The following is a 21,622-nucleotide window of genomic DNA, read 5'->3' as shown; positions in this document are numbered from 1 at the left end:
CTCAACTCGGGCTGGAGCGTCCGGTCATTTCCCGAGCCAGCTCCGTGGCATAGCTGTCCGTCATACCGGCGATGAAATCGATGACACGCAGGAAGGAGCGGTACAGCGGCCAGCTCGGGTCCGGTGCATTCTGGCCGAGCAGGTCGAGGATTCGCCGGTGCTTGAACGAAGGGGTTCGTCCGCCATGCTGTTCCAGTGCTGCGCCGCAGAAGGAGTTGAGGAGGATTTCCAGGGTGGTGTAGGCGCCGATTTCATGGAGCGTCTTGCGTTTGTCCTGGAAGATCTTTTCCCGCGCCATGGCCTTGGCCCGCTGCACGCAGCGCTTGGCGGGCCCGTGCATGTGCTCGACCAGGTCGCCGGCCAGCTGTCCGGCCAGCAGTGCCGGCTCCTGCTCGACGAAGGCCCGCGCCGCGGCATTGGTCAGGTGCTCGATGGCCTTGCCACGCAGGATCGCCAACCTGCGCCGGCGGGAGTCATTCGGACCCAGCTGACGATAGGTTTCCGGTAGATCGTCGCCCACCAGGTCGAGCAGCAGTGCCTCGACTTCGGCGTACTCGAGCAGCTCCATTTCCAGGCCGTCCTCTAGGTCGATCAGCCCGTAGCAGATGTCATCCGCAGCTTCCATCAGGTAGACCAGTGGGTGGCGGGCCCAGCGTTCGTCCTCCAGCTGTGGCATGCCCAGTTTCTGGGTGATCTGCTCCAGCAGCGGCAGCTCGCTGCGGTAACAGCCGAACTTGTGCTTCTTGTAGCCGAGTGAGTCGGCATGGCGGGCGGTCCAGGGGTATTTCAGGTAGGTGCCGAGGGTTGCGTAGGTCAGGCGCGTGCCACCGTCGAACTGGTGGTACTCGAGTTGGGTGAGCACGCGAAAACCCTGGGCGTTGCCTTCGAAATGCAGGAAGTCGGAGCGCTCCTCGTCATTCATGTCGTCCAGCCAGCCACGTCCTGCGGCCTGCTGGAACCAGTGGCGGATGGCATCTTCGCCGGAGTGTCCGAAGGGCGGGTTGCCAATGTCGTGGGCCAGGCAGGCGGACTGCACGATCACCCCCATGTCGGCCGGGTCGCACCAATCCGGCAGCCGGTCGCGAAGGATCTCGCCGACACGCATGCCCAGCGAGCGACCGACGCAGCCGACCTCCAGCGAGTGAGTGAGGCGTGTGTGGATGTGGTCGTTGCTCGATACCGGGTGCACCTGGGTCTTGCGGCCCAGGCGACGGAAGGCGCCGGAGAAGATGATGCGGTCGTGGTCCTTGTGGAAGGCGCTGCGACCGAGTTCGGCGCTGCTGTGTACCGGTTTGCCGAGTCGCTCCCGGGGGAGCAGGGTGTGCCAGTCCATTCGTGGTTCCGCAATCAGGGGGTTACCGGCAACGCTAGCCGTTCGCGCTGGCAATCTCAATCACGGTGCTACAGGCCCTCGGCGTCGATGTCGATGAGGAGAAGGCGTCGGCCCTGGTCGATGAACTGCCCGGCGGTCATGCAGTACTGGTTGGAGGTGGCGTCGCGGTAGGTATTGGACAGGGTCAGGCGTCGTTCTTCCCAGCCTTCTGCCAGCAACTGGTAGAAGTACGGGCGCCAGGACCAGTTGTGCCCCAGGTAGCGCCGGTCTTCCTTCCAGAACAGGCCGTTCCACTCCAGGTTCGGCGAGGTCTGGGTGCCATGCCGGTCGCATTGGTAGATACGCAGCAGGCGAGGGAAGGATTCCGGCGCTGCGGGGAGGCTGCTGAGGATGGCGCCGCTCTCGGCCCAGGGGCGCAGCATGTCCATCAGTTCGGCGAGTTGCTGGCGCAGCTGAATGAGGTCGGCGCGCTCCTGCAGTTTGCGCCGCACGTAGTGATCACGGCGTTGGGCAAAGGCTTCGCGGAAGGCATTGCCGGCCGGGAAATCCAGTGCGGGTCTGGCGAACAGGTAGCCCTGCACGTAGCGCGCGCCGCACTCCAGGGCGAAGTCCATTTCCTCCTCGGTTTCCACGCCCTCGGCAATGATCCAGCAGCCGGTCTTCTCGGCCATCTGCGCCAGGGCTTTCACCACGTCGCCGCTGGGGCCGCCACGGGCGGCCGCCTGGAACAGACGCATGTCGAGCTTGAGGATATCCGGCTGCAGTGCCAGCACACGGTCGAGCTGCGAATAGCCGGCGCCAAAGTCGTCGATGGCAATGCGTGCACCGGCTTCGCGGTAGCGCGCGACCACTTCCGGTAGACGCTGGTGGCCGCCGCCCAGCTCGGTGATCTCGAAGACCACGCGCTTGGGCGAGACGCCCTGCTGCTCCAATTGCCTGAGGCTGGGCAACGGCTGGTTCGGGCGCAGGCGACTGATCCAGCGCGGCGAGATGTTCAGGCTGAGGAACCAGTCCGCCGGTGCTTCGTGGATACGCGCCAGGGCCGCATCGCGGATCTGCCGGTCGAGCCGGCGCAGCTCACTCAGGCTGACTCTCGGGTTGAAGAACAGTGGCCCGACCGAAAGCAGTTCTCCATTGTCCTGACGCAGGCGCCCCAGGGCCTCGACACCCGCGACCAGACCGGTTGCGGTGTCGATGAAGGGTTGGAAGCAGGCGATCGGTTGTCCTTCGGTCACGGGGCACATCCTTAGTGGTGTGACAGCAAGCGCCAGCGGCGCGGGTCCTTGTCACGTAGCAAGAATGTGGCCACTCAGGACGGTGGTGGCGTCTCGCTCCGTGGTTTGCGCAGTTGCAGCAGCAGCGGGGCCAGGGCGATGCCGATGCGCAGCAGGCGAATCCAGCGGCGCTTGCCGATCAGTAGCGCCAATGCCGCCGCGCCACCGGCGCCTGCCCACAGGGGCTTGCTGCCGCGCAGGCTCTCGCCTAGATGCCGGGCGTTCTTGAGGGGCTGCAGCAGCAGGTCGCTCTCGCGCTTGAGTTGCTGGCGCTGCATTTCCAGGCGCAGCCGTACGATGGCCTTGCGCAGTTCCGCGCGAGACAGGTGACGCATGGACTCCGGCAGTTCGCTCATGGCAACAGGCGCTCCCGGTCACGAGCCAGCTCGTCGAGCGTCGCACTGAAGGGTGAGCTCTCGTCGCTGAGCAGTTGATAAAGGCGCCAGGCGCACAGGGCGCTGCCGGCGATATAGAAGAGGCACAGGCCGATGGCCGCCTGCAGCCGATAGCTGTCCCAGAACACCAGCAGGATCAGCGTCGATAGGCCGATCAGCAGGAGCATCGCGAATACCAGGGCAAGCCCTGCCAGCAGCAGGATCTGCACGGTGCGCGTCTTCTGTTCATGCAGTTCGATGCCCAGTAGTTCGACGTGTCCGTGCAGCAGCCCGAGGAAGGCGGCGCCCAGGCGCCGCAGGGATGGGGAGTTGGCCTTGCCGGCGTCCGTTCCGTCGCTCATGGATCAGCGCCGACTCACCAGCAGGCCGAGCAGGAAGCCGATGCCGGCGGCAATGCCGACCGCCTGCCAGGGATGCTCGTTGACGTATTCCTCGGTGGCATCCGCCGCGGCCTTGCTCTGGTCGCGCAGGGTGTCCTTGGTGGAGTAGATGGCTTCGCGGGCGCGCTTGAGGCTGGAGTTGATCTGCTCGCGCATCTGGTCGGCTTCGGCGCCGGCCAGGTCGGCGGAGCTCTGCAGGAGTTTCTCGGTGTCGCTGACGAGGGCCTGGAATTCCGCCAGGAGTTCTTCCCTGGCGGCGTTCACTGCGGTCTTGCGAGGCATGTGATGCTCCTTGATCGGGTTGAGGTTCTTAATTTTTCGAGCCCCATAGGCCGGGGAAGTTTCTCATAAGTTCTGCACCCGGCGATGCCAAAGCCACGCGGTAAAGACTAGTCGCTGATTTTTGCTCGGGTGGTATGCCGCTTGCATTTCCCTGGTGCGCAAGGAGAGCGGAATGCCCCGTCGCGGGGCGCTTCCGGCGTCGTGAAAAGCCGGAGAAATACGCTCAATACATTGAAAAACAAAAGGAAGTACAGAAAACAGTCGTGCTGGTCCAGTCGCCTGTGAGCGAACTCGGGGCAGCGGTAGGCTCCCGCTTGGTGCGCTGCTGCTTCAGGGTGGTGCGAAGGGTGGTGGTCGCGGGCTGTTTTGGTGCTTTCCCCTTGACCTCCGGGGCTGCCTGTAGCGATGGAAAACCTCAATAGCGCCGTGGAAACCCTTGTCCACGGTTCCAACACCCTGTTCATCCTGATGGGCGCGGTCATGGTCCTGGCCATGCATGCCGGCTTCGCATTTCTCGAAGTCGGCACGGTGCGCCTGAAGAACCAGGTCAATGCGCTGTCGAAGATTCTCTCGGACTTCGCCATCTCGACCCTGGCCTACTTCTTCGTCGGCTACTGGATCGCCTACGGTGTGAACTTCCTGCAACCGGCCGCGAGCCTGGCGACGGAGAACGGCTATGCCCTGGTGAAGTTCTTCTTCCTGCTGACCTTCGCCGCGGCGATCCCCGCGATCATCTCCGGCGGCATCGCCGAGCGCGCGAAGTTTGGTCCGCAACTGTGCGCCACGGCGCTGATCGTGGCCTTCCTCTACCCCTTCTTCGAAGGGCTGGTGTGGAATGCCAACTTCGGTTTCCAGGGTTGGTTAAAGGCCGAGTTCGGGGCGACCTTCCACGATTTCGCCGGCTCCGTCGTGGTGCACGCTTTCGGCGGCTGGCTGGCGCTGGCGGCCGTTTTGCTGCTGGGGCGGCGTAATGGCCGCTATCGCGAGGGGCGGCTGGTGGCTTTTGCGCCGTCAAACATCCCGTTCCTGGCGGCGGGCTCCTGGGTGCTGATCGTCGGTTGGTTCGGCTTCAACGTGATGAGCGCGCAGACGCTGGTCGGCGCCAGCGGCCTGGTGGCGGTCAACTCGCTGTTGGCGATGGTCGGCGGCACCGTGGCTGCGCTGGTGGTGGGGCGCAACGACCCCGGCTTCCTGCACAACGGTCCGCTGGCCGGCCTGGTGGCGGTCTGCGCCGGCTCCGACCTGATGCACCCGGTCGGTGCGTTGATCACCGGCATGGTGGCGGGCGCGCTGTTCGTCTGGGCCTTCACCGCGACCCAGGTGCGCTGGAAGATCGACGACGTGCTCGGTGTCTGGCCGCTGCACGGCCTGTGCGGTGCCTGGGGCGGCATCGCGTGCGGCATCTTCGGTCAGCCGGCGCTGGGTGGTATCGGTGGTGTCAGCCTGGCCAGCCAGGTCGTCGGGACGTTGACCGGGGTGACGCTGGCGTTCGCTGGCGGTCTGCTGGTCTATGGCTTGATCAAGCGGCTGGTGGGGATTCGCCTGACCCAGGAACAGGAGTACTACGGTGCCGACCTGTCGATCCACAAGATCGGTGCCATCAACCAGGATTAGGTGATCCAGCAAGGAAAAAGCCCGGCAGATGCCGGGCTTTTTTGTTCCGCCTCCGGGGTTACCAGAGCGGCATGGTGTAGCTGACGATCAGGCGGTTCTCGTCCACGTCATTGCTCGACGCGGTGTTGGCGGCGAAGTTGCTGCGGGTGGTCGCGTTACGCCACTTGAGGCCGAGGCCCTTCAGTGCGCCGTCCTGGAACACGTAGGCAATGTCGGTATTGCGTTCCCACTCGCGGCCTTCCTCGTCGGTGTTCAGGCGATCGATGTCGGTGCCCTTCACGTAGCGGGTCATGAAGGTCAGCCCAGGGATGCCGAGGCCGGCGAAGTTGTAGTCGTAGCGGGCCTGCCAGGATTTCTCGTCCTTGTTGGCGAAGTCCAGGATCTGCACGTAGTTGGTCAGGTAGGGGTCGGTACCGTTGATGTAGGCGAAGCCGGTGTCGCCGCTCATCTTCTGGAAGCCAAGGCCGAAGGCGTTGTAGCCCAGGTTGTAGGTAACCATGCCGTTGAAGGCCTTGTTGTCGACGTTGCTGCCGCCGTCATCGGTGGACTTGGCGTAGCGCAGGTCGGTCTTCAGCGACTGGCCGTCGGTGATCGGCAGGGTCCAGCCCAGGGTCAGGTAGTGCTGCTTGTAGAAGTCGGTCAACTGGCCGTAGTGGTAACCGGTGCTGAAATCCTTGGTCCAGTTGTAGGTGCCGCCACCGTAGTAGAACTCGTTGCTGGTCAGCCCCTTGGTGACGGCGATGTTCTTCTTGCCGCCCGTGGTGAGGGTCATCTCCTGGTAGTCGGAAGAGTCACGCAGGTTGGTCTGGTTCAGGCGGCCGGCGTCGAAGTTCAGGCCATCGAGCTGGGTCGAGTTGAAACCGGTACCCAGGAAGACTTGCGGCAGCAGGCGGCTGTCGTTGGGCACGATGACCGGCAGCTTCGGAATCAGGGTGCCAGTCTTCAGCACGTTCTTCTCGTAGCGAAACTTGGCGGTGGCGCCCAGCTTGCTGTAGTCATCCGGTGCGGAACCATCGGACGGCTTGGGCAGCAGGCCGGTGCCGGTGCGGCCCGGGCTGGAGTCCAGTTTCAGACCCAGCATGCCGATGGCGTCGAGACCCACACCGATGGTGCCTTCGGTATAGCCCGACTCGTAACGCAGGATGAAGCCCTGCGCCCATTCCTCGGCTTTGCTCTGCTGGGCTGGGGTGGAGGTGCGGAAGTCGCGGTTGAAGTAGTAGTTGCGTAGTTCAACGCTGGCTTTACTGTCCGTGATGAAGTCGGCGTGTGCAATGGTCGGTACGGTAATGCTGGTGCCCAGCGTGGCCAGGGCCACGGCACGGGCGATCGGGGTCTTGCTCATTGTTATTGTCTCCTCGAGCGCTTTGGGCAGGTCGGTGATGCCGAATGGTGGCGACATGTCGATCTGTTACAGCCTACCTACTAAATCATTACAAAATGTTGACGACTCTTAGACCTTAGTCGTTGATTAGTGAGCTGGCTATTGAAGCGCCGGACGGCGTGTGCGGCGGGTTGCCTGGACCCAATGCGGGTAGTAGCCGAGACGGTCCTGGACCTGGGCGTCGTGGGCGGGAACGACCGTCAACTGCGGATATGCGCGCATCAGCAGGTGCACGCGCGCCACCTCGGCCAGGGTGCGCTCACGGTCGTTGTCCACCAGGCGGCGGCTAATCCAGAACTTCTCGTGGGGCCCGGTGAAGCCCGACAACTGCCAGGTGGTATCGCCACTGAAGAAGAACTGTCGGCCGTCGTCCAGGGTGATGAACAGGCCCACCGAGCCGGGCGTATGGCCACGCATCGGCACCAGCACCAGGCTGCCATCGCCGAACAGGTCGAGGCTCTCATCGAAGCCCATGAAGGGGGTCGGTTCGAACTGGAAGGGCACCCACTTCACCGGATGGCGGAACTGGCTGGGAAACACGGCCGGCGGCTGCGCGATGTGGGCGTAGTTGATCTCCTCGTAGGGCGCCCAGACGGGTACGTCGGGAAAGTCCGACAACCCGGAGGCATGGTCCCAGTGCGCGTGGGAGAGCAGGATGCGGTCGATGCGGATGCCGCTGCCGTGCAACTGATCGCGTACCGGTTTCAGCCCTTCATAACGGAACAGCGGTTTGTCCCACCAGGGCATGTCCTGCTTGAACTGCGCGTCCGCCTGGCTGCCCAGCCCCGTGTCGAACAGCAGGGTGGCGGCATGATGCTGGATCAGCACGGCGGTGTGGTTGAGCGGTACCTGGCGAGTCCAGTCGCCGTCAGCGACGGTGAAAGCGTCCAGGGTGGTGACACCGGAGGTGCGGACCAGCGCGAAGCGCAGATCACCGGCAGTGGCATTCAGGCAGGCGAGGGCGAGCACCCCGGCCAGCAGCAGGGAAGACAGTCGCATGGAGGCGTTCCTCTTAGTCGGCGGTCGGTAGGAATGGCGAGTACTGCAGCTCGGAGAAGCCCAGCGGCAGGCGCGCGCGCCGCAACCGCCAGGCACCGGGGCGCAGGCTGAGCATGCGTTGCGCGCCGGGCGCCCAAGAAGGTGCGCCGTCCTGCGGCCAGTGGATGCGCGCGGTCGCCTGCAGGTGCAGCAGGTCGCCGCTGTCGAAGTCAATCAGCAGCAGGGCGCAGCATGGTTCCAGCAACAGGTTGCCGAGGGTATTGAACAGGTTGTTGCCGGAATAGTCCGGTAGCCAGAGCTGGCCGTCCTCGCCGAGCCGCAGGAAGCCCGGTGGGCCTCCTCGGTGGGAGATGTCGACGCCGCCATTCACCCCGGCGTGCCGGCTGGCGATGAACAGGGTGTCGCTGCGTGTCGTCAGTTCCACCCAGCGCGAGTCCAGGCCGACTCCGTCCAGGCTGGGCGCGGGAGTGCGCGGCAGGGCCTGCCAGTGGCGTGACTGGATGTACTTCGGGCAGTTGCCGAAGGACTGCAGTGCGCGGACGCTGAAGCCTTCACCGTCCATGGTGTCCACCCGGCCGTTGAGGCGGTTGCGCCGCCGGGTCGGCAGCTCGAGTCCGAGCAGCCCCAGGAGGGCGCCAGCGTGCAGATTGGCATGCAGCGGGTCGTCCGCCTCTGCCAGCGCGTCGATGCGCAGATGCTCCGGTTCCGGAGAATGGGCGAACCCTGGCGAGCCCCAGAGCACCGAAGCCTGGGGCTGCCCGTCGGGATCCACGCTGCCGACCAGCAGCCACGGCAGCAGGGCGAAGAACTCGCGGTGCTGGTCCGGCATGAAGCTGCGGATCGCCCGGCTACCGAAGCCTTCGACCTGTTCGCGGACACCGGCCCGCTCCTGGATCGCCAGTTCACCGGGGTGGAAGGGTGTGTCCATCAGTCACCTCCCGGCCTTACAGCCGAGGTTGCGGTACGTAGCCGGGCAGGGCGCGGATGCGGGCGAGCCAGTCCTGTACATAGGGATAGCCGGAAAGCTCCAGGCCGCCTTCCTCCGCAAGCGTCACGTAGGGATAGACGGCAATGTCGGCGATGGTCGGCTCACTGGTCTGCGCTAGCCAGCGGCGCTCGGCGAGGGTCGCGTCGAGCAGTTCCAGCGCGTGGCGGCCCTTGGCCTGGGCGGTCGGCAGGTCTCCGGGGCGCTTGAACAGCAGAATCACCCGCGCCAGCGCGAGACCGTGCTGGATTTCGTTGGCGGAGAAGCTCAGCCAGTGGGCGATGCGTCCCTGGGTTACGGCGTCCTGCGGGTTCCAGCGTGGCTCGGCGTATTGCCGGGCGAGATAGGTGAGGATGGCGTGGGAGTCGCCCAGGCGCAGCTCGCCATCCTCCAGCGCCGGCACCTGGCCGCGCGGGTTGATCGCCAGGAACGCCGGGCGCTTGTGCGCGCCACCGACGAGGTCGACCGGAAGCAGTTCGGCCTGCTGGCCGATCAGTCCGAGGAACAGGCGCACCTTGTAGCAGTTACCGGAGAGCGGAACGTCGTGCAGTTTCATGGCGAATTCCCTTGCGTTGTTTGTTGTGGGGACTGCGGAATGGATATTAGACAGACAGGTCTGTATAGTTCAAGTGGAAAGATTGCCCGCCGGTCGCGCCACGAGCCCAAGGCTCGCGCATAATGTCGGGTCAGGAGGTAATTCCATGGCATCCAGCAAACGCGAGCTGCTGCTCAGCACCGCCCAGGACCTGTTCTACCGCGAGGGTTACCACGCCACTGGCATCGACCGCATCCTGGCGGAGTCGGGCGTGGCGAAGATGACCCTGTACAAGCACTTCAAGTCGAAGGACGAGCTGATCATGGCGGCTCTGGAGGAGCGCCACGCCCGGATGGTCGAGCGCATGAATGCCGCTGAAAGGCACATGGAGCCCCGTGCGGCGATCCTGGTGACCTTCGATGCCTTGCAGGACTTCCTTGGCGCCGAGGACTTCTGCGGCTGCGCCTTCATCCATGCCGCCGGCGAGTTCCATGACCGCGATCACCCGATCCATCGCCAGGCCGCCGAGCACAAGGCATTCATCGAGTGTTACTACCACTCTCAGCTGGAGCGCCTGGGCATCGTCCAGCCGGAAAGCCTGGCGCGGCAGCTGCAGTACCTTCTGGAAGGCGTGCTGGTCATGGCGCACATGCAGGGGCCGGCGAATCAGGCCCTGGAAGCCCGCGCGGCAGCCGATGTGCTGCTGCAACACGCCGGCGTCTGAACAATGGAGTCGAACATGTCCCCTGAATGCCAGCTCTTCGGCACCCTGGGTTGCCATCTCTGCGAAGTGGCGGAGGCAGTGTTGATGCCCTTCGTCGAACACGGTCTGCTGGTCGAACTGGTAGACATTGCCGACCGCGAAGAGTGGGTCGAGCGCTATGGCCTGACCATTCCGGTCCTGCGCCGCTGCGACAGTGGCGCGGAGCTCAACTGGCCCTTCGATGCCGAACAGGTCGCCCGTTTCCTCAACTGCTGATCTTCAACTACTGAGCATCCCGGCGACCTTCTCCCGACTCAATCGCAGCGAGGCGATTTCATGAAGATTGGATTTCTCGGGCTCGGCGGCATGGGTGCCGCCATGGCTACCAACCTGATCCGGGCCGGTCACCAACTGATCGCCTGGAATCGTTCGCCGGGGCCGCTGGAGCCCCTGCTGGCGCTCGGCGCGCAAGCCGCCCGCGATCCCGTGGAAGCGTTCGACGCCGAGTTGGTGATCTCGATGCTGGCCGACGACGATTCCAGCCGTGCCGTGCTGATCGACAGCGGGGCGCTGGCTTCGGCCAAGGCCGGGTTGATTCACCTGAGCATGGCGACGCTCTCCACCGCCTTCGTCGGCGAGCTGATGGAGCTGCATCGCCGGCAGGGCGTCGAGTTCATCGCGGCCCCGGTCTTCGGACGCACCGATGTGGCCGCCGCCGGCAAGCTCAATATCCTGGTGGCCGGACCCGAGGTCGCCATCGCCAAGGTGCAACCGGTGCTCGATGTGCTGGGGCAGAAGACCTGGCCGCTGGGGGGTGATCCGCGCCACGCAGCCGTGGTGAAGATCGCCGGCAACTTCATGATCGCCAGCGCCATCGAGGCGATGGGGGAGAGCGCCGCCCTGGTGAAGAGCTTCGGTGTCGAGCCGGCCGAGCTGCTGGAAATCATGGGCAACACCCTGTTCAACGCGCCGGTGTATCGCAACTACGGGGCGCTGATTGCCCAGCAGCGCTTCGATCCGGCGGCGTTCCGCCTGGTGCTGGGGTTGAAGGATGTAGGGCTGGCGCTGTCAGCTGGACAGGCACAGCGGGTGCCGTTGCCGTTCGCGAGTGTGCTGCGTGACAACCTGCTGGAGGCCATCGCTCATGGCGACGGTGAGCGGGACTGGAGTGCGCTGTCGCAAGTGTCGATGCGCAAGTCCGGACAGCTCTGACCGGACCATGAAAAAGCCCGTCTGTGAAGACGGGCTTTTTCATGGTCCGGAAGCAAAAACTTCAGGCAATAAAAAACCCGCCGTTAGGCGGGTTTTTCGGGAATTGGTCGGAGCGACTGGATTCGAACCAGCGACCTTCTCGTCCCGAACGAGACGCGCTACCAAGCTGCGCTACGCTCCGTTCTGATGGCGCGCATTCTACCGAAAAACTTTTGATGCACAAGGGGTTAGCGAAAATTTTTTCGTCCCCCCCAAAAAGGGCGAACGCCCCGCAGACCGGCCAGGGCCTGCAGGGCGTTTTCATGCGCGGGGAACTTAGAGCTCCTTGACGGTCCGCACCTGATCCTTGTTTACGCGGATGGCTTTGCCATCCAGCTGTTCGAACTCATAGAAGCCGGAATCATGGTCGTACTTGGGCTTGTCGACGGATTGAATCTCGCGTCCATCGTTCAGCGTGATGACGGACGGAGTGGAGCAACCTGCAAGCACGCCAATGCCCAAGGCGAGCAGGACGGCGGGAAGCATCCGGTTGGTCATGAGTGAATCTCCTGATGAGCGAGCAAAAATGTACGACGATTCCGACAGAGAGATTTCCGCCAAAGTTCCCAAATCTTTTAGGCGTCGTCGCTATCGGGCGTTGTAGAGCAGCTCAGGCGTATTAAGGTTGGCGAGGCGCGGATCATTGGCGGGGCAGTCCACGGCCTGCAGGCCCAGGTGCGAGAAAACGTGGCGCGGACTGCGGTCGCCACGCTGCCAGGCCTCTTCTATCTGTGGCAGCAGGGCAATAGGGATCACGCAGAACAGCGGCTCCCACTGCTCGCCGCAGCGCAGCATCTGTACAGCGCCCGGCGAAGCGGCCGAGGCCTGTAGCAGTCGCTCCAGCAGTTCGCTGTCGAGCAGTGGGGCATCGCAGGGCAGCACCAGCAGGCGGCTGTGCCGCGCCACGGCGAGGCCGGCGCGGATGCCGGCCAGGGGGCCGGGGAAGTCGGGGCTGTCGTCGTGCACCAGACGGTCCGCGTAGGGTGCGTACGCGTCCGGATTGCGGTTGCAGGAAATGATCAGGTCGTCGCTCAGTGGCCGGGCGAGGGCGGCGGCATAACTCACCAGCGGCCGCTCCTGCCAGCACAGCAGTCCCTTGTCGCGTCCGCCCATGCGTTGCCCACGGCCTCCTGCGAGGATCAGCACGGAACAGGGTGGCAGAGAGGCGTGTGGCATATCAGGGTCTCCAGGGCGGGCCTGTGATATAACACCGCGCATTCCAACCTCACAAGCAAGGGCCCTCATCATGAGCCACAAGGCCGAGCAGCCATTCGTCCCGCTGAACATCGCCGTTCTGACCGTCAGCGACACTCGCACCCTGGAAACCGACACGTCCGGCCAGCTGTTCGTCGACCGCCTGAAGGCCGCCGGGCACAACCTTGCGGCCCGTGTCCTGCTCAAGGATGACCTCTATCGTATCCGCGCCCAGGTGGCGACCTGGATCGCCGAGGATGAAGTGCAGGTCGTGCTGATCACGGGTGGCACCGGCTTCACCGGTCGCGATAGCACGCCCGAAGCCGTGACCTGCTTGCTGGATAAGGTGGTGGATGGCTTCGGCGAACTGTTCCGGCAGATTTCCGTGGCCGACATCGGCACCTCCACCGTGCAATCCCGCGCTCTGGCGGGCCTCGCCAACGGCACTCTGGTCTGCTGCCTGCCGGGCTCCACCAATGCCTGCCGCACTGCCTGGGATGGCATCCTCGGCGAGCAGTTGAATGCCAGCCATCGTCCGTGCAACTTCGTGCCGCACCTGAAGAAGGCGGCGCCCTGCGAGAGCCGCGGATGAGCTGCTGCGATAAGCCGGGCCTGCTGCCGGTCGAGGACGCCCTGGCGCGTCTGTTGACCCTGGCCGAGCAGTCCCCGATCACTGAGGCAGAAACCCTGCCGCTGGCCGAGGCGGATGGCCGCGTACTGGCCGAGCCGCTGCTGGCCGGCCTGGACCTGCCGCCGTGGCCGAACAGCGCCATGGACGGCTACGCGTTGCGCCTGGCCGACTGGCAGGGCGAAGCGCTGCCGGTGAGCCAGAAGATATTCGCCGGCCAGGCGGGTGAGCCGCTGCAGCCGGGCACCTGTGCGCGCATCTTCACCGGCGCGCCGGTGCCGGAGGGCGCCGACTGCGTAGAGATGCAGGAAAATGTCGAGGTGCTGGACGATGGCCGCGTGCGCTTCCTCGAAGCGATCAAGGCCGGTCAGCACATCCGTCCGCAAGGCCAGGAAACCCGCAAGGGTGACTGCGTGCTGCCAGTCGGCACGCGCCTGGGACCGATCGAGATCGGCCTGGCGGCCTCGCTCGGCCATGCCGAACTGAAGGTGCGTCGCCGCCCGCGCGTGGCGTTGCTCTCCACCGGTGACGAGCTGGTCGAACCTGGCGCACCGCTGGCGCTCGGGCAGATCTACAACAGCAACCGCCATCTGCTGCGCACCTGGCTGCAACGCTTCGGCTGCGAAGTGGTGGATGCGGGCATTCTGCCGGATGATCTTGCACTGACCCGCGCCGCGCTGGCGGGACTGTCGAACGTGGACCTGATCCTCTCCACCGGCGGTGTGTCCGTCGGCGAGGCGGACTTCCTCGGCGCGGCCCTGCGCGAGGCGGGTGAGCTGGCGTTGTGGAAGTTGGCGATCAAGCCGGGCAAGCCGCTGACCGTGGGCCATTACCAGCAGGTGCCGGTGATCGGCCTGCCGGGCAATCCGGCGTCCACCCTGGTGACCTTCGCATTGCTGGCGCGCCCCTACCTGATGCGCCGGCTCGGCATGCAGAAGGTCGAGCCGTTGTGCCTGCAGGTGCCCGCCGGGTTCAACTGGACCAAGCCGGGCAACCGCCGCGAGTACTTGCGTGCGCGCCTGGAGAATGGCCGCGCGGTGCCCTATGCCAACCAGAGTTCCGGCGTGCTGCGTAGCGCGGCCTGGGCCGAAGGCTTGGCGGAAGTGCGCGAAGGGACGACGCTGGCCGAAGGCGACGCGTTGGTCTTCATTCCGTTCAGCGAATTGCTCGACTGATCCGCTCGCAGGCTGTCCTGCAGGCGCGGGCATGCTCGCGAGCACGGCGCGTGCCGATGCGCCGGTTCCAGCTGTAAGAAAACGGGGCCGCTGTAAGCGGCCCCGTTTTCTTGTGCTGCCCGACCTGCAACGGCTCAGGCGATATCGGTCGTCGAGAACCCCCCCGCAGTGTTCACCCCGGTCAGCACGATCAGGCTGTCGCCGGTATCGACGGCACCACTATGGTTCTCGTCAATGACCAGCCAGCCGTTGCCGGAGCCCGCCGCATTCCAGGCCATGTAGGCGCCGTTGTTAGCGGAGTTGCTCGCCATCACCGCGTTGGCTGCGCTGACGAAGGCGTTGAAGTCAGCCAGTGCCGAACCATTGGCGATGGTGACGTTGCCCGGGTTCAGCGAGGTGACGATGGTGTCGTTCGCCGAGTTGAAGTCACCGATGGTATCGGCGGTGGCCAGGGTGATGCCGGTGTCGCCGGTGGAGAACACGAACGAGTCGTTGTCCTTGCCGCCATACAGCAGGTCGACGCCGGTGCCGCCATGGATCTCGTCGTTGCCGTCCTGGCCGAACACGGTGTCGTTGCCCGACCCCGCCAGGATGATGTCGACGTTCTGCCGCCCATAGATCACATCGTCGCCGGAGCTGAAGTCATAGCCACCGCCCGGCAGGCTTTCCGTCCCGGCATTGGTACCGGTGACGATGCTGAAGGTTTCGTTGTAGGTGGCCTGGGCAGCTCCTGTGCCCTGGCTTACCTGGACCGTCACCTCGTAGATGCTGCCGGAGGCAAGTGCCGACGAGGTGCTGAGCACACCTGTATTGTTGAGGTCGCTGATAGCGAACTGCGAGGTCGAAGTGGTGACGCTCGCATCGCCCAGGAGCCCGACCTTGGCGCTGAAGATGCTATAGGAGTAACTACCACCAGCGTCCGGGTCGGCAATGGCTGGCACGCTGATGGTTCCGATGGTGCCACCGGCGCCGGGGATGCCGTTGCCGCCAGCGAAGGAAACCGCCGCCATCGACAGGTCGCGCGGCGCATCGTTGGCGCCAGTGAGGTTGAGGGTGAAGGTCTGGCTGGCGGAGGTCACACCGTCAGCCGCGGCCGTGACGTTGTACACCACACTCGGCGTGCTGCCCGCCTGCAGAGCCTCAATGGCTGCATCGTTGGCAATGAACTTGTACGCCCCCGTGGTGCTGCTCAGGTACAAAGTGCCATAGGCGCTGCTGGTGTTCTGCAGGTCGTAGCCCGATATACCGGACGAACTGCTGCCGGCCAAGGCGAAGCTGAAGCTGGTGTCGCCGTCGCGGCTGGTCACGGCCAGGGTGCCGGTCTTGTCGGCGAAGGTGTCGTCGGCTGCCGTATCGGTGTAAGACGCCACTACAGACGCCACCACTGGAGCGTCCTCGGCGCCAGTGAAGTTGATGGTAATGGTCTGGCTGGCGGAAGTCGCGCCATCGGCCGCTGCCGTCACGTGATAGATCGCGCTCGGATTGTTGCCAGCCTCCAGCGCTTCGACGTTCGCGTCGTTGGCGACGAACTTGTACGCGCCGCTGGTGCTGTTCAGGTACAGAGTGCCATAGGTACTGCTGGCGTCCTGCCGGTCGTAACCCGGGAGCAGTGATGCGCTGCTGCCGGCCAGGGCGAAGGTGAAGCTGGTGTCGAGGTCTCGACTGGTCACGCCCAGGGTGCCTATCGTGTCGGCGAAGGTGTTGTCGGCCGCCGTATCGGTGTAGGAGGCGACTACCGGGGCCACAACAGGCGCGTCCTCGGCGCCGGTCAGGTTGATGGTGATGGTTTGGCTGGCCGAGGTGGCGCCGTCCGCCGCGGCGGTTACGTGGTACACCGCGCTCGGGTTATTGCCGCTCTCCAATGCCTCGATGGCCGCGTCGTTGGCGACGAACTTGTAGGCGCCGGTGGTGCTGTTCAGGTACAGGGTGCCGAAGCTGCTGCTGGTGTCCTGCAGGTCGTAGTCCAGCTGCCCCGTCGTGCTGCTGCCGGCCAAGGCGAAGGTGAAGCTGGTGTCACCGTCGCGGCTGCTGACGCTGAGGGTGCCTGTGGTGTCGTCGAAGGTGTCGTCCGCCGCCGTGTCGGTGTAGCCCGCGACCACTGCCGTTACCACCGGTGCATCCTCGGCGCCGGTCAGGTTGATGGTGATGGTTTGGCTGGCCGAGGTGGCGCCGTCCGCCGCGGCGGTTACGTGGTACACCGCGCTCGGGTTATTGCCGCTCTCCAATGCCTCGATGGCCGCGTCGTTGGCGACGAACTTGTAGGCGCCGGTGGTGCTGTTCAGGTACAGGGTGCCGAAGCTGCTGCTGGTGTCCTGCAGGTCGTAGTCCAGTTGCCCCGTCGTGCTGCTGCCGGCCAAGGCGAAGGTGAAGCTGGTGTCACCGTCGCGGCTGCTGACGCTGAGGGTGCCGGTGGTGTCGTCGAAGGTGTCGTCCGCCGCCGTGTCGGTGTAGCCCGCGACCACTGCCGTTACCACCGGTGCATCCTCGGCGCCGGTCAGGTTGATGGTGATGGTTTGGCTGGCCGAGGTGGCGCCGTCCGCCGCGGCGGTTACGTGGTACACCGCGCTCGGGTTATTGCCGCTCTCCAATGCCTCGATGGCCGCGTCATTGGCGACGAACTTGTAGGCGCCGCTGGTGCTGTTCAGGTACAGGGTGCCGAAGCTGCTGCTGGTGTCCTGCAGGTCGTAGTCCAGCTGCCCCGTCGTGCTGCTGCCGGCCAAGGCGAAGGTGAAGCTGGTGTCACCGTCGCGGCTGCTGACGCTGAGGGTGCCGGTGGCGTCGTTGAAGGTGTCGTCCGCCGCCGTGTCGGTGTAGCCGGCGACCACTGCCGTTACCACCGGCGCATCCTCGGCGCCGGTCAAGTTGATGGTCAGGGTCTTGGTATCGGTCGCGCCCGAGCCGTCGGTCACCTTGAGCGTAAAGTTTTCGCTGGTGCTCGCTTCGAGCGCCTCGATGGCGCCGTCGTTGGGGACGTACTCATAGGCGCCGCTAGTGTCCAGATAAAGCGTGCCAAAGCTGCCGACCAGTTTTTGCTGGTAGGTGTGCCCATTGACGTCGAACGACCCGGTTGCCACACCTGAACCGTCGATCGTATAGGCCGCGGTATCACTGGCATCGCGCTCCACCGTCGAAAGGTTGCCGGTCACGCTGTCGAAGGTGTCGTCCCCTGAGGTGTCGACATAGGTATGGGCGGTCAGCGAGGCATTGAGCCCGGGCGTGTCGTTGACGCCCTTCAGGCTGATGCTGATGGTCTGGGTGGCACTGTCAGCCGTGCCGTCGCTGGCGCTGACCGTGAAGTCCACGGCCTGGGTGGTCTTCAGGCCTTCCACCGCCGCATCGTTAGCGACGAACTTGTAGGCCCCGCTCGTGGTGTTCAGGTAGAAGGTGCCGTAGGCCGAACTCTTCTGCACGTCAAAGCCCAGGCTATCCCCAGTCCCGCTTGTGGCTGCGGAGCCCGCCAGCTTGAAGCTCATCGTATTGCCGTCGGAATCGCTGCCGTGCAGGGTTCCGGTCACGGGGGAATAGGTGTCGTCGCCGGCCGTATCGGTCACCGTGCCGTTGCTGACGGTGTCCAGAGTCGGCGCGTGGTTGACGCTGGAAATCAGCGTACCGCTGGTATCGACGTACTTGCCTTCGCCGCTGAGCGAGCTGTCGCTGGTCACCCGCACGCCAAGGGTCAGCAGCCGTGGATCGCTGGCCAGCAAGGCGGTGATCGCTGGCGGCAGGTCGAGCGTCGCCAGCGAGAACGACATCGACTCGCCGGTCGTGAGGAAGCTGGCCTTGTTCACGCCCGCCGATCCGAGCCCGGTACTGGAAACCTTGTAGACGTCGTCCCAGGTAACGCCGGTGCCGTTCATGTTGAGGCTGTTGTCGGACTTGGTCAGGGTGACCGTCCCCTCAACAAGCTTGTCGCCATCCGAGAACCAGAGGGCATTGAGATCCAGATATCCGGATGTACAGGTCACCTTGAAGCTGGTGCCATCGAAAACGACCTTGAATTGCAGGCCAGACGCGGCTGAACCGAAATCCCACTGATAAGACTCGCCCATGATCCATCCCTCACATCAAAGCTGAAATGCCTCGGACAACTGCTGTTTCAAGCTCGCGGCCAATCAATCCCTGAGTCGGGATCCTGCAGATATTGGGAGCAGGGGAGCCTTTCGAGCCGTCCAGGGGCGGCAGGCGTGTCGAGCGATGGGGTCAGTGCAGGCCAACTTCTTGTCACCCCGGAAGCTGCGCACTGAACGGTGGCAACGCTCATTGAAACCTCCCATCCATGCATCCATCAGGTCATTGCTTTCTTGATTCTCCGCTTGGTTACAAACCCGCTCAGGTACCAGGTGCATCGAAGCAGTCGACATAAGAGGTATGCACCCAATAACTCAGCTGCATACCTTTACGTTGCTCTGGCGTTACACCTGAAACAGGTTCGCACTGCCGTTGGACGGTAGCCCAACGCCATCAAGGCGCTCGTCGATTCGACAGATACTTGACGAAGTTCAGGGGTGAATCCGACGGGTGGTGAAAAGCGTCAAAGTCCAAGCGTCAGGAGCGCTGGCGGATAGGTCAACCGCAATGAAAAACGCCGGTCTCAGACCGGCGTTTGCTTTTGCTGCTGGCGGTATTCGCCGGGTGTCTGCCCGGTCCAGCCCTTGAAGCTGCGGTGGAACGAGCGAGATTCGGTGAAGCCCAGGTACTGGGCGATGTCCTGGATCGGCAGGTCGCTGTGCACCAGGTAGTGCTCGGCCAGTTCCTGGCGCAGTTCATCGAGAATCTGCTGGTAGCTGGTGCCGGCCTGCTGCAGGTGACGCTGCAGGGTACGCACGGTCATTTCGAAGCGTTCGGCGACGCGCTCCTTGCGCGGCAAGCCGTCTTTCAACAGCAGGCGCAGCGCGTTCTTCACCCGTAGTGGCAACGGCTCGTCGTCGTCCAGTTCGGCCATCAGCGCCAAGGCGTGTTCTTCCAGCGTGCGCAGCAGGTTGGCGTCGGCCTGGCGCAGCGGGTAAGCCAGCAACGGCAGCGGCACCAGCAGCGCACTGCAGGGTTGCTCGAAGCGCACCGGGCAGCCGAACAGCTGCTCGTATTCGGCCAGCTCGGTGCCTTCGGGTTGCGCGTGCTGCAGCCAGACTTCCTTCGGCGAGCCGTTGGTGTCGGCGATCCAGCGGGCGTAGAGCAGCCACGAGGCCAGCACGTTCTCCACCATGTGCCGGCGGATCGGCGCCGCGTCGTGGCGGCAGTTCCAGATCAGCTTCACATGGTCGTCAGCCGGCTCTAGCGCACTGGTGCCCATATCGCCCACCAGTTTCTCGTACGGAATGATCCGGCCCATGGCTTCGCCGAGGTTGGCGCAGTTCATGGTGATGTAGCCGAGCACGCTCCAGGAACCGGGCTGGACGAAGCGCGCCGAGTGCAGCCCGAACAGCGGGTCGCCGGAGCGTTCGCAGAGGTACTGCAGCAGGCGCTCGTGGGCCTCGCTGGGCAGGCGCTGGCTGTTGTCGTTCAGCTGCGAGCGTTCAAGGCCCGCGGCCTGCAAGGCAGCGTCCAGGTCCATGCCGAGCGATTCGGCGTGGCGCAGGTATTTCAGCAGTGCGGGAACCGAGGTGTAGCCGAGGGAATGCATGGCGTTCGTTCTTGTTCTGGTGTCTCGATCGGCAACTGCGCCTGTCTTGATCCGACAGTGACAGGGCAGGGCGGCTGGCTAGTATAGGCAGCCATTACATTGCATCGAAATAGCCAGGTTCTGTACGCAAAGTGTCTGCGCATCGGTGAGGCTTCGTTGGAAATCGGTTCGGACTGCTCATTAACTGCTGTTAACTCCGCGTCCTCACCCATTTCTTCCTTGCCTGACCTTCGCACGACGACTTTTCGCACAGACCCCAAATTAGAAGGAGCGGGCATGCGACGCTGGAACGGCTGGGGTGAGGAAACGACGGTAGTGGAACTGCCCGACAACGGGCGCGGTTTTCTCGCCGAACGGGTTGGCGCCGGCCAGCCATTGCCGGATGCCACGCTGGAGAGGGTGCTGGCGAAAGTGCCGGCCTCGCGCCTGCCGGAGCATCCGCTGGTGGTGCGCGAGGCCCGCGACCGCCTGCTGCACGCCCGTGGCCAGAGCCTGCCGGACTGGCTGGCGATGCGCGAAGGCGAGTTCGGTACCTTCCCCGACGGCGTGGCCTACCCGCAGACCGCCGAGCAGATCCGCGAGCTGCTGCGTTTCGCCGAGCTCTGGGACTGCCTGGTGATCCCCTACGGCGGCGGCACTTCGGTGGCCGGCCACATCAATCCGCCGGCGTCGGACAAGGCGGTGCTCACCGTTTCCCTGGAGCACATGAACCGCCTGCTGGAGCTGGATGAGCAGAGCCTGATCGCCACCTTCGGCCCTGGCGCCAACGGTCCGCAGGTGGAAAGCCAGCTGCGCGCCCGTGGCTACACCCTCGGGCATTTCCCGCAGTCCTGGGAGCTGTCCACCCTCGGTGGCTGGGTCGTCAGTCGCTCCAGCGGCCAGCAGTCGCTGCGCTACGGACGCATCGAGCAGCTGTTCGCCGGCGGTTCCATGGAAACCTTCGCCGGTACCCTGGAGATCCCCACCTTCCCGGCATCCTCGGCGGGGCCCGATCTGCGCGAAATGGTGATGGGTTCCGAAGGCCGTTTCGGCATCCTCTCTTCGGTGAAGGTGCGCGTTGCGCGAATCGCCGAGGACGAGCGCTTCTACGCGGTATTCCTGCCGTCCTGGGAACAGGCGCTGGAAGGCATCCGCACACTGGCGCAGGCGCGCGTGCCGCTGTCCATGCTGCGCCTGTCCAACGCCATCGAGACCCAGACCCAGCTCGCGCTCGCCGGCCATCCCGGGCAGATCGCCTGGCTGGAGCGCTACCTGAAGATGCGTGGTGCGGCGCAGGGCAAGTGCATGCTGACCTTCGGTGTCACCGGCGACCGGGCGCAGAACGCGACTTCACTGCGTGCCGCGCGGCGCCTGCTCAAAGGCTTCGGTGGCGTATTCACCGGTACCCTGCTGGGCAAGAAGTGGGCGCAGAACCGCTTCCGCTTCCCCTACCTGCGCGAGGCGCTGTGGGAGAACGGTTACGTGGTGGATACCTTGGAAACCGCCACCGACTGGTCCAACGTCGACAACCTGCTGAACCGCATCGAAGCCAGCCTGCGCGACGGCCTGGCCGCCGAGGGCGAGCGCGTGCACGTGTTCACCCACCTGTCCCACGTCTATGGCGAAGGCTCCAGCATCTACACCACCTACGTATTCCGCCCGGCGAACAGCTATGCGGAAACCCATGAGCGCTGGCGCAAGCTCAAGCACGCGGCAAGCCAGACCATCGTGCAGAACCGCGGCACCATCAGCCACCAGCACGGCGTGGGCAAGGATCACGCGCCCTACCTGGCGGTGGAGAAGGGCCCTCTGGGCATGGCGGCGCTCAAGGCGCTGGCCGGGCATTTCGACCCGTCCGGCCGCCTGAGCCCCGGCACCCTGCTGCAGGACTGAC

General features: G+C 64.6%; 20 protein-coding genes and 1 tRNA gene. 7 read left to right on the top strand and 14 right to left on the bottom strand.

Features of this window, described 5'->3' with window-relative positions:
- Position 1 precedes the first annotated feature (1 nt).
- The 5 genes from GA645_RS19450 to GA645_RS19430 form a co-directional block, all read right to left on the bottom strand.
- Positions 2-1,333: a deoxyguanosinetriphosphate triphosphohydrolase gene (locus tag GA645_RS19450; protein WP_152224608.1), complete on the bottom strand. Its 1,332-nt coding sequence runs from the start codon at positions 1,331-1,333 to the stop codon at positions 2-4.
- Between the two features lie 68 nt (positions 1,334-1,401).
- Positions 1,402-2,568, bottom strand: coding sequence for an EAL domain-containing protein (locus tag GA645_RS19445; RefSeq protein ID WP_152224607.1), 1,167 nt, complete (start codon positions 2,566-2,568; stop codon positions 1,402-1,404).
- A 74-nt stretch (positions 2,569-2,642) separates the two neighbouring features.
- Complete coding sequence (locus GA645_RS19440) at positions 2,643-2,963, bottom strand: hypothetical protein (protein WP_152224606.1); 321 nt, start codon at positions 2,961-2,963, stop codon at positions 2,643-2,645.
- A complete protein-coding gene (locus GA645_RS19435) occupies positions 2,960-3,343 on the bottom strand; it encodes a phage holin family protein (protein ID WP_152224605.1) in 384 nt (127 codons plus the stop codon). Before GA645_RS19435 ends, GA645_RS19440 begins: the two co-directional genes overlap by 4 nt.
- Positions 3,344-3,346: 3 nt before the next feature.
- On the bottom strand, positions 3,347-3,664 hold the full coding sequence (locus tag GA645_RS19430) for a YqjD family protein (RefSeq protein ID WP_152224604.1): 318 nt from the start codon (positions 3,662-3,664) through the stop codon (positions 3,347-3,349).
- A 405-nt stretch (positions 3,665-4,069) separates the two neighbouring features.
- On the opposite strand from GA645_RS19430, the gene GA645_RS19425 reads away from it, so the two are divergent.
- On the top strand, positions 4,070-5,278 hold the full coding sequence (locus GA645_RS19425; protein WP_152224603.1) for an ammonium transporter: 1,209 nt from the start codon (positions 4,070-4,072) through the stop codon (positions 5,276-5,278).
- Positions 5,279-5,336: 58 nt separating this feature from the next.
- On the opposite strand, the gene GA645_RS19420 is transcribed toward GA645_RS19425, so the two are convergent.
- From GA645_RS19420 to GA645_RS19405, 4 genes are all read right to left on the bottom strand, one after another.
- A complete protein-coding gene (locus tag GA645_RS19420) occupies positions 5,337-6,620 on the bottom strand; it encodes an OprD family porin (protein WP_152224602.1) in 1,284 nt (427 codons plus the stop codon).
- 138 nt (positions 6,621-6,758) lie between these two features.
- The gene (locus GA645_RS19415; RefSeq protein ID WP_152224601.1) at positions 6,759-7,658 is read right to left on the bottom strand and encodes an MBL fold metallo-hydrolase; all 900 of its coding nucleotides are present in this window, start codon (positions 7,656-7,658) and stop codon (positions 6,759-6,761) included.
- Positions 7,659-7,671: 13 nt separating this feature from the next.
- A complete protein-coding gene (locus tag GA645_RS19410) occupies positions 7,672-8,586 on the bottom strand; it encodes a pyridoxamine 5'-phosphate oxidase family protein (RefSeq protein WP_152224600.1) in 915 nt (304 codons plus the stop codon).
- A 16-nt stretch (positions 8,587-8,602) separates the two neighbouring features.
- Positions 8,603-9,199, bottom strand: coding sequence for a glutathione S-transferase family protein (locus GA645_RS19405; RefSeq protein ID WP_152224599.1), 597 nt, complete (start codon positions 9,197-9,199; stop codon positions 8,603-8,605).
- A 145-nt stretch (positions 9,200-9,344) separates the two neighbouring features.
- On the opposite strand from GA645_RS19405, the gene GA645_RS19400 reads away from it, so the two are divergent.
- From GA645_RS19400 to GA645_RS19390, 3 genes are read left to right on the top strand one after another with little or no spacing between them, the layout of a single operon-like run.
- A complete protein-coding gene (locus GA645_RS19400; RefSeq protein WP_152224598.1) occupies positions 9,345-9,902 on the top strand; it encodes a TetR/AcrR family transcriptional regulator in 558 nt (185 codons plus the stop codon).
- A gap of 15 nt (positions 9,903-9,917) precedes the next feature.
- Entirely contained in the window at positions 9,918-10,157 is a 240-nt protein-coding gene (locus GA645_RS19395; RefSeq protein WP_306092907.1) for a glutaredoxin family protein, read from the top strand.
- Positions 10,158-10,217: 60 nt separating this feature from the next.
- Positions 10,218-11,093: an NAD(P)-dependent oxidoreductase gene (locus GA645_RS19390; RefSeq protein WP_152224596.1), complete on the top strand. Its 876-nt coding sequence runs from the start codon at positions 10,218-10,220 to the stop codon at positions 11,091-11,093.
- Between the two features lie 104 nt (positions 11,094-11,197).
- On the opposite strand, the gene GA645_RS19385 is transcribed toward GA645_RS19390, so the two are convergent.
- The 3 genes from GA645_RS19385 to mobA form a co-directional block, all read right to left on the bottom strand.
- Positions 11,198-11,274, bottom strand: a tRNA-Pro gene (locus tag GA645_RS19385).
- Between the two features lie 134 nt (positions 11,275-11,408).
- Positions 11,409-11,630 carry a YgdI/YgdR family lipoprotein gene (locus GA645_RS19380; RefSeq protein WP_152224595.1) on the bottom strand — a complete coding sequence of 74 codons (222 nt, stop codon included), beginning with the start codon at positions 11,628-11,630 and terminating at the stop codon, positions 11,409-11,411.
- 90 nt (positions 11,631-11,720) lie between these two features.
- A complete protein-coding gene (gene mobA, locus GA645_RS19375) occupies positions 11,721-12,308 on the bottom strand; it encodes a molybdenum cofactor guanylyltransferase MobA (RefSeq protein ID WP_152224594.1) in 588 nt (195 codons plus the stop codon).
- A 70-nt stretch (positions 12,309-12,378) separates the two neighbouring features.
- On the opposite strand from mobA, the gene moaB reads away from it, so the two are divergent.
- Positions 12,379-12,918: a molybdenum cofactor biosynthesis protein B gene (moaB, locus tag GA645_RS19370; RefSeq protein ID WP_152224593.1), complete on the top strand. Its 540-nt coding sequence runs from the start codon at positions 12,379-12,381 to the stop codon at positions 12,916-12,918.
- A complete protein-coding gene (glp, locus tag GA645_RS19365) occupies positions 12,915-14,129 on the top strand; it encodes a gephyrin-like molybdotransferase Glp (protein ID WP_152224592.1) in 1,215 nt (404 codons plus the stop codon). Before moaB ends, glp begins: the two co-directional genes overlap by 4 nt.
- Before the next feature lie 134 nt (positions 14,130-14,263).
- Here the strand turns inward: glp and GA645_RS19360 are convergent, their stop codons facing one another.
- Together GA645_RS19360 and GA645_RS19355 are read right to left on the bottom strand one after the other, a co-directional pair.
- The gene (locus tag GA645_RS19360) at positions 14,264-18,178 is read right to left on the bottom strand and encodes a VCBS domain-containing protein (protein WP_152224591.1); all 3,915 of its coding nucleotides are present in this window, start codon (positions 18,176-18,178) and stop codon (positions 14,264-14,266) included.
- Positions 18,179-18,720: 542 nt separating this feature from the next.
- Positions 18,721-19,749 carry an AraC family transcriptional regulator gene (locus tag GA645_RS19355; protein ID WP_152224590.1) on the bottom strand — a complete coding sequence of 343 codons (1,029 nt, stop codon included), beginning with the start codon at positions 19,747-19,749 and terminating at the stop codon, positions 18,721-18,723.
- A gap of 276 nt (positions 19,750-20,025) precedes the next feature.
- Here GA645_RS19355 and GA645_RS19350 point away from each other — a divergent pair, with 276 nt between their 5' ends.
- Complete coding sequence (locus tag GA645_RS19350; RefSeq protein ID WP_152224589.1) at positions 20,026-21,621, top strand: FAD-binding oxidoreductase; 1,596 nt, start codon at positions 20,026-20,028, stop codon at positions 21,619-21,621.
- Position 21,622 lies beyond the last annotated feature (1 nt).

This window comes from Pseudomonas sp. SCB32, assembly GCF_009189165.1.
GTDB lineage: Bacteria > Pseudomonadota > Gammaproteobacteria > Pseudomonadales > Pseudomonadaceae > Pseudomonas.
Note: the sequence above shows the minus strand (reverse complement) of the source record. Positions and strands in the feature narration are given on the sequence as shown.

What these genes read in the sequence shown, in the direction of transcription:
- GA645_RS19450 (WP_152224608.1), bottom strand. Translation starts at nt 1,333, where the DNA reads ATGGACTGGCACACCCTGCTCCCCCGGGAGCGACTCGGCAAACCGGTA.
- GA645_RS19440 (WP_152224606.1), bottom strand. Translation starts at nt 2,963, where the DNA reads ATGAGCGAACTGCCGGAGTCCATGCGTCACCTGTCTCGCGCGGAACTG.
- GA645_RS19435 (WP_152224605.1), bottom strand. Translation starts at nt 3,343, where the DNA reads ATGAGCGACGGAACGGACGCCGGCAAGGCCAACTCCCCATCCCTGCGG.
- GA645_RS19430 (WP_152224604.1), bottom strand. Translation starts at nt 3,664, where the DNA reads ATGCCTCGCAAGACCGCAGTGAACGCCGCCAGGGAAGAACTCCTGGCG.
- GA645_RS19425 (WP_152224603.1), top strand. Translation starts at nt 4,070, where the DNA reads ATGGAAAACCTCAATAGCGCCGTGGAAACCCTTGTCCACGGTTCCAAC.
- GA645_RS19420 (WP_152224602.1), bottom strand. Translation starts at nt 6,620, where the DNA reads ATGAGCAAGACCCCGATCGCCCGTGCCGTGGCCCTGGCCACGCTGGGC.
- GA645_RS19415 (WP_152224601.1), bottom strand. Translation starts at nt 7,658, where the DNA reads ATGCGACTGTCTTCCCTGCTGCTGGCCGGGGTGCTCGCCCTCGCCTGC.
- GA645_RS19410 (WP_152224600.1), bottom strand. Translation starts at nt 8,586, where the DNA reads ATGGACACACCCTTCCACCCCGGTGAACTGGCGATCCAGGAGCGGGCC.
- GA645_RS19405 (WP_152224599.1), bottom strand. Translation starts at nt 9,199, where the DNA reads ATGAAACTGCACGACGTTCCGCTCTCCGGTAACTGCTACAAGGTGCGC.
- GA645_RS19400 (WP_152224598.1), top strand. Translation starts at nt 9,345, where the DNA reads ATGGCATCCAGCAAACGCGAGCTGCTGCTCAGCACCGCCCAGGACCTG.
- GA645_RS19395 (WP_306092907.1), top strand. Translation starts at nt 9,918, where the DNA reads ATGTCCCCTGAATGCCAGCTCTTCGGCACCCTGGGTTGCCATCTCTGC.
- GA645_RS19390 (WP_152224596.1), top strand. Translation starts at nt 10,218, where the DNA reads ATGAAGATTGGATTTCTCGGGCTCGGCGGCATGGGTGCCGCCATGGCT.
- GA645_RS19380 (WP_152224595.1), bottom strand. Translation starts at nt 11,630, where the DNA reads ATGACCAACCGGATGCTTCCCGCCGTCCTGCTCGCCTTGGGCATTGGC.
- mobA (WP_152224594.1), bottom strand. Translation starts at nt 12,308, where the DNA reads ATGCCACACGCCTCTCTGCCACCCTGTTCCGTGCTGATCCTCGCAGGA.
- moaB (WP_152224593.1), top strand. Translation starts at nt 12,379, where the DNA reads ATGAGCCACAAGGCCGAGCAGCCATTCGTCCCGCTGAACATCGCCGTT.
- glp (WP_152224592.1), top strand. Translation starts at nt 12,915, where the DNA reads ATGAGCTGCTGCGATAAGCCGGGCCTGCTGCCGGTCGAGGACGCCCTG.
- GA645_RS19360 (WP_152224591.1), bottom strand. Translation starts at nt 18,178, where the DNA reads ATGGGCGAGTCTTATCAGTGGGATTTCGGTTCAGCCGCGTCTGGCCTG.
- GA645_RS19355 (WP_152224590.1), bottom strand. Translation starts at nt 19,749, where the DNA reads ATGCATTCCCTCGGCTACACCTCGGTTCCCGCACTGCTGAAATACCTG.
- GA645_RS19350 (WP_152224589.1), top strand. Translation starts at nt 20,026, where the DNA reads ATGCGACGCTGGAACGGCTGGGGTGAGGAAACGACGGTAGTGGAACTG.